This is a genomic window from Pseudomonas sp. (assembly GCF_036387035.1).
Classification (GTDB): domain Bacteria; phylum Pseudomonadota; class Gammaproteobacteria; order Pseudomonadales; family Pseudomonadaceae; genus Aquipseudomonas.
This window is the reverse complement of record NZ_DASVUM010000114.1, coordinates 1-9,603: the sequence shown is the minus strand read 5'-3', so window position 1 is coordinate 9,603 and position 9,603 is coordinate 1. Positions and strand designations below refer to the sequence as shown.

The 9,603-nt window shown below is 60.8% G+C and carries 8 protein-coding genes; 3 read left to right on the top strand and 5 right to left on the bottom strand.

Going from position 1 to position 9,603, the window contains the following annotated elements:
* Nucleotides 1-504: c-type cytochrome biogenesis protein CcmI/CycH (locus VF672_RS10610; protein WP_422662548.1), on the top strand; the 504-nt coding region annotated here is incomplete at its 5' end.
* A gap of 29 nt (nt 505-533) precedes the next feature.
* A complete protein-coding gene (locus VF672_RS10605) occupies nt 534-962 on the top strand; it encodes a hypothetical protein (RefSeq protein ID WP_331104442.1) in 429 nt (142 codons plus the stop codon).
* 1,424 nt (nt 963-2,386) lie between these two features.
* On the opposite strand, the gene VF672_RS10600 is transcribed toward VF672_RS10605, so the two are convergent.
* From VF672_RS10600 to VF672_RS10585, 4 genes are all read right to left on the bottom strand, one after another.
* Nucleotides 2,387-3,385: a sulfate ABC transporter substrate-binding protein gene (locus tag VF672_RS10600; RefSeq protein ID WP_331104440.1), complete on the bottom strand. Its 999-nt coding sequence runs from the start codon at nt 3,383-3,385 to the stop codon at nt 2,387-2,389.
* 138 nt (nt 3,386-3,523) lie between these two features.
* Entirely contained in the window at nt 3,524-4,390 is an 867-nt protein-coding gene (locus VF672_RS10595; RefSeq protein WP_331104439.1) for an ion transporter, read from the bottom strand.
* 45 nt (nt 4,391-4,435) lie between these two features.
* Entirely contained in the window at nt 4,436-5,317 is an 882-nt protein-coding gene (locus tag VF672_RS10590) for an urea transporter (RefSeq protein WP_331104437.1), read from the bottom strand.
* 635 nt (nt 5,318-5,952) lie between these two features.
* Nucleotides 5,953-7,584, bottom strand: coding sequence for a methyl-accepting chemotaxis protein (locus VF672_RS10585; RefSeq protein ID WP_331104435.1), 1,632 nt, complete (start codon nt 7,582-7,584; stop codon nt 5,953-5,955).
* Nucleotides 7,585-8,211: 627 nt separating this feature from the next.
* On the opposite strand from VF672_RS10585, the gene VF672_RS10580 reads away from it, so the two are divergent.
* Entirely contained in the window at nt 8,212-8,610 is a 399-nt protein-coding gene (locus VF672_RS10580; protein WP_331104433.1) for a response regulator, read from the top strand.
* A 3-nt stretch (nt 8,611-8,613) separates the two neighbouring features.
* On the opposite strand, the gene VF672_RS10575 is transcribed toward VF672_RS10580, so the two are convergent.
* Nucleotides 8,614-9,222 (bottom strand): TetR/AcrR family transcriptional regulator, encoded by a 609-nt coding sequence (locus VF672_RS10575; protein WP_331104431.1) that lies wholly within the window; start codon nt 9,220-9,222, stop codon nt 8,614-8,616.
* Between the last annotated feature and the right edge of the window lie 381 nt (nt 9,223-9,603).

Here is a 9,603-nt window from a genome sequence, read left to right as displayed (position 1 = left end):
CAGCGTTTCGATCAGGCGGTCAGTTACTGGACGCGTTTGCTGGCCGTGTTGCCACCGAACGATCCCTCCCGCGCGGCGCTGGAAGGCGGCATCAAACGCGCCAATGACAAGCTTGTTGAAAACGGTGGCAAGCGTGAAGACAGCCAATCGGTTGCGGCGCAGGGCGCTCATCTGAAGGTGCGGGTCACGCTCTCGGACGCGTTGAAAACCAGGGTGCAACCTGGCGATACCGTGTTTGTCTTCGCTCGGGCGGTGTCAGGCCCGCCAGCGCCGTTGGCAGTCAAGCGGGTGACGGTGGCAGACTTGCCCGTGGAGGTCGAGCTGACTGATGCCGACGCGATGATGCCGCAGCTGAAACTGTCGAACTTCGCCGAAGTCCAACTCGTGGCTCGGGTGTCCCGCGCCGGTCAGCCCACGGCGGGCGAATGGATCGGTCGCAGCCAGCCGCTGCCGAGCAATGTCACGGCGCTGCAGGCCCTGACCATCGACAGCCCTGATCAGTAATTCCGTTAACGCAGCGAGTAGAGAAACCTATGTATCGCGTCGCCCGTTTTGCCTTGTTGAGTCTGGTGGTGGCATTGACCGCAGCGTGTGCGGTGCAGCATCCGGGGTCCCGTAGCGCCGGACAGAGCGCCGAGCCGATCCCGACCATCCCCGGCCCGTCGCCGACCCCGCAGCCCGGTACCCCGCGCACGGCGCCGCAAACGCCACCGTCCGCGCCGATCCCGGCACCCGGCCCGCAGACCTCCTCGCACTTCGCCCCGCCACCGGGTGGCAACAGCCACTGGGACGCGCGTCTGGGCGTGCATGTGCTGGACAACGTACCGAATACGTTCTATCGCCAGCGCACCTACTATCGCTGGAACGACGGCTGGACCTGGTCGACTTCGCCCAGCGGGCCTTGGCAAGAGACAGACGCCAGCGGCGTACCGCCGGGGTTGACCAAGCAGTTCGGGAATTGAGGTAGGCGGTGGGGGTTGCTCCGGCGGGATCAAGAGCCTCGGCCTAACGGCCTCTTATTTCGCCTTCGGCGAGTTACTTTTAAAAAGCCGGGAGCCGGACCAACCAAAAGTAACCAAAAGTGCCTGCTCTCGGTTTGGCCCTTCCTTCGTCAGGGTTCCTTCACTCCGGTCTCGCTCCGTGGGCCCGCGCCGAACGGGCATCCATGCCCGCAACGGCGCTCTCGCCGCATCCATGCGGCTCGGCCCACTCCACGAGACCTGCGTTCAGCCTGCACCCAAGTCGCGATTGGCGGTGACTGGGCTTTTTGTGTACGAAGATCAAAAGCAGATCAAAAGCAGATCAGAAGAAGATCAGAAGCAGATCAGAAGCAGATCAGAAGCAGATCAGAAGCTTCCCGGCTAAAGCCGGTCCCACTAACGGCAGCGGGTGCAGTCAGTGGGACCGGCTTTAGCCGGGAAGCCTTTGATCTTGATCGTTCCCACGCTCCGCGTGGTAACGCCGCCGCCCCGGACGCTCCGCGTCCCGCATCGAAGCTTGGGGAGTTGACGCAGAGCGTCAGAGGATGCATTCCCACGCGGAGCGTGGGAACGATCAAGTGCTGTAGCCCGGTGATCCCGGCTCGGCATGGCCCACAGAGATCATCCGCCAAGCGAAGAATCCTGTAGGAGCGTGGCTTGTCCCGCGATCTGGTGCGCAGCGCCAGCAACCCGGCGAGTGCGGTGTGTCAGCCAGCATCGGGGCGTTGGGTTTCACGACTGCTGCGCAGCCGATCGCGAGACAAGCCACGCTTCCACAGGTTTCGCCTCTACCCGCCAATCGTGTATGGCCCCAAACAAAAAACGGCGACCTCCTCAGGTCGCCGTTTTCGCATCAACCCGGGCCTTGTTTTCTGATCGTTCCCACGCTCCGCGTGGTAACGCCGCCCCGGACGCTCCGCGTCCCGCAGACGGCATGTATTGAGGCTTGGTGAATTGACGCAGAGCGTCACAGGATGCATTCCCACGCGCAGCGGGGGAGCGATCAATAGCTTCCCGACTGAAGCCGGACCTACAATGGCGCGCGGTCTGTTAGTGGGACCGGCTTCAGCCGGGAAGCTTTTGATCTGCTCCAGATCTTGATCTTCAATACATACCCTCCAGACGACACCCGTCGCGACTTGGGTGCAGGCTGAACGCAGGTTTTGCGCAGTGGGCCGAGCCGCATGGATGCGGCGAGAGCGCCGTCAGGACATGGATGTCCGTTCGGCGCGTGCCCACGGAGCAAGACCGGAGTGAAGGAACCCTGACGAAGGAAGGGCCCAACCAGGAGCAAAAGCCCTTGGTTACTTGGGGCTTTATCAAGTAACTCGCCGAAGGCGAAACGTCTGCCGTTAGGCAGACGCTCTTGACCTTTCTAAGCAACAGCGCAGGTCTGAGACCGGGCCTTATTTCGCCGGATAAATCTGGTCGAACACGCCACCGTCATTGAAGTGGGTCTTCTGCACGGTGCGCCAATCGCCGAAGGTTTTTTCCACCGACAGGAAGTCCACTTTCGGGAAACGATCGGTGTACTTGGCCAGCACCGCCGGGTCGCGTGGGCGCAGGTAGTTGGCCGCGGCGATTTCCTGGCCTTCTGACGACCACAGGTATTTCAGGTATTCCTCAGCCGCCGCGCGCGTGCCTTTCTTGTCGATCACCTTGTCCACGACGCTCACCGGCGGTTCGGCTTCGGCGGACACGCTTGGGTAAACCACTTCGAACTGATCGCGACCAAACTCGCGGGCGATCATTTCGGCCTCGTTTTCGAAGGTCACCAGCACATCGCCGATGTGGTTGGTCATGAACGTCGTGGTCGCGCCGCGACCGCCGGTGTCGAGCACCGGCACGTGGCTGAACAGCTCGCCCACGAACTTCTTCGCGGCCGCTTCATCGCCGCCATTCTTCAGTGTGTAGCCCCAGGCCGAGAGGTAGGTGTAGCGGCCGTTGCCCGAGGTTTTCGGGTTTGGCACCACCACTTCAACGCCATCCTTGACCAGGTCCGGCCAATCCTTCAGCGCCTTCGGGTTGCCCTTGCGCACGATGAACACCGTGGCCGAGGTGAACGGCGCGCTGTTATTGGGCAGGCGGGTGACCCAGTTATCCGGCACCAGTTTGCCGTTGTCAGCGAGTGCGTTGATGTCGGTGGCCATGTTCATGGTGATGACATCGGCGGGCAGGCCATCGATCACCGAACGCGCCTGTTTGCTCGATCCGCCGAAGGACATTTGAATCGTCGCGCTTTCGTGATGCTCGGCTTCCCAATGCTTCTGAAACGCGGCGTTGTAGTCCTTGTAGAAGTCGCGCATCACGTCATAAGAAACGTTGAGCAACGACGGCGCGGCCTGTGCAGCGCTGCCCAGAGCCAGTCCTGCGGCAAGCAGGGAAGCGGCGAAGATCTTTTTCACTGTGAATTCCTTGTGGCATGGAGAATCAAGCGTAGCGCGCGGGACGGATCGCCCCTGAGGGCCTTTCTTAAAGCGTTATGAGATGGCCAATGGCTGGCGACTATAACCAAAGTCACATCGGGCCAATAGACCAAAAACTCATGTGCTTATGTCGCGTTGTGCCTCTGCCGGCGCAGTCATCGAACCGAGCTTGGGAAACAGTGCGTTGCCGCAGCGTGAGCAGAACGCTGCGTTGGGTTCATGGGCGTTTTTGGCGCAGACCGGGCAGTCGTGCTGCAGCTGGTCACCGCGCATCGCATTGGCCAGTTCGGCGGTGAAAATCCCGGTGGGCACAGCGATGATCGAGTAACCGGTAATCATCACCAGCGACGACAGAATCTGCCCGATCGGCGTCTTCGGCACGATGTCGCCAAAACCCACCGTGGTCAGCGTGACAATCGCCCAATAGATGCCCTTGGGAATGCTGGTGAAACCGTGCTCCGGGCCTTCAATTACGTACATCAGCGTGCCGAACACCGTCACCAGCGTCGAGACGGTAGCGAGAAACACGATGATCTTCTGCTTGCTGCCCCGCAAGGCGGCGAGCAAATAGTTGGCCTGTTTCAGGTAAGGGCTGAGTTTGAGCACGCGGAAGATCCGCAGCATGCGCACCACGCGAACGATCAGCAGGTACTGCGCATCGCTGTAATAGATGGCCAGAATCCCCGGCACGATTGCCAGTAAATCGATCAGGCCGTAGAAGCTGAACGCGTACTTCAGGGGTTTTGGCGAGCAGTACAGACGCAACAGGTACTCGACCGCGAAGATGAAGGTGAAGGTCCACTCGACCCAGGCCAGCGGCGTGGCGTAGTTGCGGTGTACGGCCTCGATGCTGTCGATGATCGCCACGAGCAGGCTGCACAGGATGAGCACCAGCAGGATCTTGTCGAAGCGCCGGCCGGGTTTGGTGTCACTCTGAAAAACGATGATGCGTAGCTGTTCGCGCCAGCTGATGTTGCTGTCCATGTTGTCGTTCCGCGTGCAAGGTCGGCAGAGCGTGGGACAAAGCGCTCAGGAGCGCAACCTGTCATCACCGATGCCAGGGCGCAGCAGCCGGGTGCTGGCCTGCACCAGCCAGCACGCCAGAATGAACGGCGCGGTGAGCGTTGCCAAGCCCAGGGCTGAAAACCCCGGCTGCAACAGAATGGACAACGCAATGGCGCTCACCGGCAGCCAGGGTTTGTGCCGCGCCTGACTGAACGCCAGCCCGGCCAGCGCCGGGTTGTAGCCGCACAGGCCGGGCAGCGCCAGGTCAGGCTGCGATTGCCAGAGCGCGAAAGCCACTCCGCCGATGCAGCCGCCAAAGGCCCACAGCGCAGCGCGGCGATTGGCGATCAACAGCCCTGTGGCGATCACTACCCCGGCCAGCGGATGGTCGAGCAGAAAGACCTGGCCCAAACCCAGCGGCAGCGCGTGGATCGGGTCCACGTCCGAGGCAGACGCGTGCGTCGGTTCGACGAACAGCAACAAGAACCAGCCGAACAGGACGAAAGGCGCCGTGTAGGCGTTCAGGCACGATGCCCGTGGCGTGCGCTCCAGCCACGTGTGCATGAACATCGCGCTCAGCCCGCCGCAGGCAATGATCAGCAGCGGCACCAGTGGCGACCATTCGAAGCGGAAGCCGATCAGCAGACCCAGTAAAACGCCGTTGTAGCTGTAAAGCCCGGCCTGACGCCGGATCTTCGGATAGCCTCGGCGTTGAGCCGTGAGCAAACCGGCGACGCCACCCAGCAACGCGGCGCCCAGCGAGGAGGGCGCGCTGATCAGAATCGCCAACAGGCAGAAAACCCCGCACAGAGGGCTGCGTTGCAGGAGCACCTGACTGAAACCGTTGAGCAGGGCTTCGGCCCAGTCGGGGCATTGCTGGGCGGATGGGGCAGGGATGGTGGGCATGGTTGTATTCAATAACTGTATTTATTGTATACATAGTGGCTTGAGCTAGATGGATCTGCAAGTTACAAGGCGAGACAGCCCAGATGTCACCTGATTCGCTGACACCCCGCGCTGGGCAATAAAGGTTTTAGCCGGGAAGACGTCAGCCGTCACATCACGAAAATGAGGGTGCTCAAACCGGCCTCTTCCCGGCTAAAGCCGGTCCCACTAAAAACACCGCGTACCCCTGTGGGACCGGCTTTAGCCGGGAAGGCGTCAGGCGTCACACCGCAAAATTGAGGGTGCTCAAACCGGCCTCTTCCCGGCTGAAGCCGGTCCCACTGAAAACACCGCGTACCCCAGTGGGACCGGCTTCAGCCGGGAAGGCGTCGGGTGTCACACCACGAGATTGACGGTGCTCACACCGGCCTCTTTCCGGCTGAAGCCGGTCCCACTAAAAACACCGCGTACCCCAGTGGGACCGGCTTTAGCCGGGAAGGCGTCACGTGCCACACCACGAGATTGATGGTGCTCAAACCGGCCTCTTCCCGGCTGAAGCCGGTCCCACTAAACACACCGCGTACCCCAGTGGGACCGGCTTTAGCCGGGAAGGCGTCAGGTGTCACACCGCCAAATTGAGGGTGCTCAACCGAGCTTTACACCCGAAACTGCCGCAACAACCCGTTCAGCTGTTCACTCAACCCCTTGAGCTGATTGCTCGCCGCGCTGGACTGCTCCGCCGCCACCGCCGTGCTCTGGGATAGCTGCGCCGCCTGGGTGACGTTCTGGTTGATGTCTTCCACCACATGGGATTGCTGGAGGGTCGCGCTGGCGATCGAGGCGTTGAGGCCGTTGAGGTTGCGCAGCGCCTGGCTGATTGAGGTCAGGCTCTGGCCGGCCAGGTTGGCCTGCTCGATGGTCAGTTGCGACGAACGACTGCTGTCGGCGATCACTTTTACCGCGGCGTCTGAATGCGTTTGCAGGCGCTCGATCATGGCCTGGATTTCCGCGGTTGATTTCTGCGTGCGCTGAGCCAGCAGCCGCACCTCGTCCGCCACCACCGCAAAGCCACGGCCCTGATCACCGGCGCGCGCGGCTTCGATGGCAGCGTTCAACGCCAGCAGGTTGGTCTGCTCGGCAATCGAGCTGATCACCTCCAGCACACCGCCGATCTGCGTGCTTTCGCTGGCCAGCGTGCGAATCACCTCGACCGCCTGATCGATGGTGCCGGACAGGTGGCCGATCTGCTTCAGGCTGCTGTCGATATTGGCCTGACCCTGCTGCGCCTGGGATTCGGCGTTGCGCATTTCGCTGGCCGCGTGCTCGGCGTTTTTGGCCACATCCTGCACCCCATAGGTGACCTCATTGACGGCAGTGGCGACCTGCTCCATCTGCAGCGACTGCTGCTGACTGCGCGCCTGAGCCTGAATCGCATTGCTGCCCAGCTCACTCGATGCCTGACCGAGGCCGACCGCTGAGGATTGCAACTGGCTGACCACGCCACGCAACTTGGTGGTGAAGGCGTTGAAATGTCGCGCCAGTTGCGTGACTTCATCGTTACCGTGGGTTTCCAGGGTGCGGGTCAGATCACTTTCCCCGCTGGCGATATTCGCCATCGCCTCGACAGTGGCCTTGAGCGGACCGGCGATGCTGCGGGCAATCAGAATCAGCACCAGCGCCATGACCAGGATGATGCCGGCGCTGATCGACAATGCCTTGACCACCTGCTTGTAGAACTCGGCCTGCACATCGTCGATGTAAACGCCGGAGCCGATGATCCAGCCCCACGGCTCAAACAGCGAGATGTACGAGGTCTTGCCGACCGCGTCACTCGCGCCGGGCTTGGGCCAGCGGTAGTTGACCATGCCGGCCCCTTTGGCTTTGGCCAGCGTGACCATCTCGTTGAAAACCTGGAAGCCGTCGGGGTCTTTGATGGTGGACAGGTCCTGGCCCACCAGCTTGGGATTGGCCGGGTGCATGATCATCACCGGGCGCAGATCATTGATCCAGAAGTAGTCGGTCTTGTTGTAGCGCAGCCCGCGAACGGCCTCCATCGCCTGCTGCTGCGCCTGGTCGCGGGTCAGGGTTCCGGCGGTCTCCAAGCCATGGTAATAGTCGAGCAGGCCGCTGGCAGTCTGCACCACGTGCATGGTCTTGATGGTTTTGGCTTCATACAGATCGTCGTGGATCTGCTTGAGCATCGCCGCCGCCAGCGTAAACAGCATCACCACTGCGACGATGAGAATCAGCCACAAGCGCCGGCTGATGGAAAGATTGCGCATATTCATGATCGTCACTCCGTTTCTTTGTTCTTGTTGTAGGTCACGCGTAGGGGGCAGTCGTCGGGTAAACCGGTTGCGAACAGCGGATCGAACCGTCGATCGACGGACAGAGGACGCAGTGTCATAAAGCATCTCGGCTTGGCGCTGGCAAACCTGAGAGCGCTACGGGGATTTATCTGCAATCCAAGGGGCGGCGGCCGCCTCGGCCGTAAGAAGTAGCGCCGTTGAATCAGGGGATTTATCTGAAGATTTCGACAGGTATAGCGAAACGCTTACACGAGCTGAGGAACTTGGCTCTAGGTTGAGACGCTCGCTCGCGGTACATTGGATCCATCAACTGCAGCAACGGACCGCTGCAGGATCAAGGATGATCGACCGTTGCCAGGCATTGGCGGCCAACAGGAAGTTGGACGGTGTTGCATAAACCCGCTTCGGCGGGTTTTTTATTGCCTGCGATTTGGTGAAGGCCTTTTCGCACACGTTCATTTCCTGAATCTGCACAACCTTTCGACCAAATGTTGCTTCCCGATGGAATTTCCGGCGCTCGCGCCGCTCACAGTACGGACTACACCCGAGTCCAGGACAGGGCCGGCCGGGAAGGCATGGGAAATAATTATTGTGGATGTGGCGCAAATGGCAGCAGACGTAGCAAACACGGGACTCATTCTGGTGGTTGAGGACGAGGAAATCATTCGCGAGTTTGTTTGCGAGATCCTCGCTGATGAAGGCTTTGCCACCCATGCGCTGGAGACTGCAGACGAGGCGGCGGATTACCTCGAAAGCAACTCGGGCGACGTGGCGCTCCTCCTGACCGATATCCTCATGCCGGGCACCTTGAACGGGGCCGACCTTGCGAACTTGTCGGGCAACAAGTACCCGGACATCCCGATCCTGATCATGTCAGGTCATGAGACGCCCGAGAGCTCGGGCGTCGTACATCCGGTGGTGTTCATTCGCAAACCCTGGAGCTTCGGCCAGCTTCTACAAGGCGTGAACAAGGCCTTGGGCTATGACAAAGAAGAAAGTTACTGACCCTCACCGGTCAGGTTCGCACCCTTTGAGCACCAGCCTGATGATGGTCTGGGCGGCCGCTTCGTAGTCAGCGTCGTCCAGCGCCGTTTTCCCCGTGACGGTTGAAATCTGCCAGTCAAAGTCGGCGTAGGTCTGGGTCGCGGCCCAGATGCTGAACATCAGGTGATGGGGGTCGATCGGCGCGATCAGGCCGTCATCGATCCAGCCCTGAATGCATTCGATGTTGTGCCTGGCCTGACCATTGAGCTGCTGCACTTGCTCCGGCGTCAGATGCGGCGCGCCGTGCATGATCTCGCTGGCAAAGACTTTCGAAGCAAAGGGCAGGTCGCGGGAGATGCGGATCTTCGAGCGGATGTAACGCGTCAACACGTCAGCCGGCACCCCATCACGATTGAAAGGCGTCGACGCCTGCAGGATGGGCTCGATGATGCTTTCGAGCACCTCGCGGTACAGGTTGTCCTTGGACTTGAAGTAGTAATAAACGTTGGGCTTGGGCACACCCGCCTTGGCGGCGATGTCGCTGGTCTTGCTGGCGGCGAATCCTTTATCGGCAAATTCTTCACTGGCTGCGCGCAGGATCAGTTCTTTGTTGCGCTCGCGGATGCTGCTCATAAACCGGTATGTCCTTGCCTGCTCGGCGGTGGCGAATGTTAGCACCGGCCTCGCGGCAGGCTCAACAACGCCGCACGGCGCATCTTCTTGACCGCATGCCTGCACGCCCACCCGATACTGTCGACACGTCACGCCAGTGCTATTGTGTCGTCTGCAGTACCGGGAGCAATCACAACTGGCGCCTGATCAAGGCTGAACGCGTATTCGGTGGCGAGGTGTCGGCAGCATGAACAGCCCTTTGTTTTCCAGCGTCGTTGCGTATGCCCAGCATTGCGAGCGGCAGCTGGTGGAAATCCTGCACCGTCGGCCGACGCTCGACCGCCAGCAGGTCATGACCTGGGTCGACGAGCAGAGTCATGCGATGAAAGACCGCGATCCCCT

Excerpts from the sequence above, each read along its gene's own strand:
- VF672_RS10605 (WP_331104442.1), top strand. The coding sequence starts at position 534 with ATGTATCGCGTCGCCCGTTTTGCCTTGTTGAGTCTGGTGGTGGCATTG.
- VF672_RS10595 (WP_331104439.1), bottom strand. The coding sequence starts at position 4,390 with ATGGACAGCAACATCAGCTGGCGCGAACAGCTACGCATCATCGTTTTT.
- VF672_RS10590 (WP_331104437.1), bottom strand. The coding sequence starts at position 5,317 with ATGCCCACCATCCCTGCCCCATCCGCCCAGCAATGCCCCGACTGGGCC.
- VF672_RS10585 (WP_331104435.1), bottom strand. The coding sequence starts at position 7,584 with ATGAATATGCGCAATCTTTCCATCAGCCGGCGCTTGTGGCTGATTCTC.
- VF672_RS10580 (WP_331104433.1), top strand. The coding sequence starts at position 8,212 with ATGGCAGCAGACGTAGCAAACACGGGACTCATTCTGGTGGTTGAGGAC.
- VF672_RS10575 (WP_331104431.1), bottom strand. The coding sequence starts at position 9,222 with ATGAGCAGCATCCGCGAGCGCAACAAAGAACTGATCCTGCGCGCAGCC.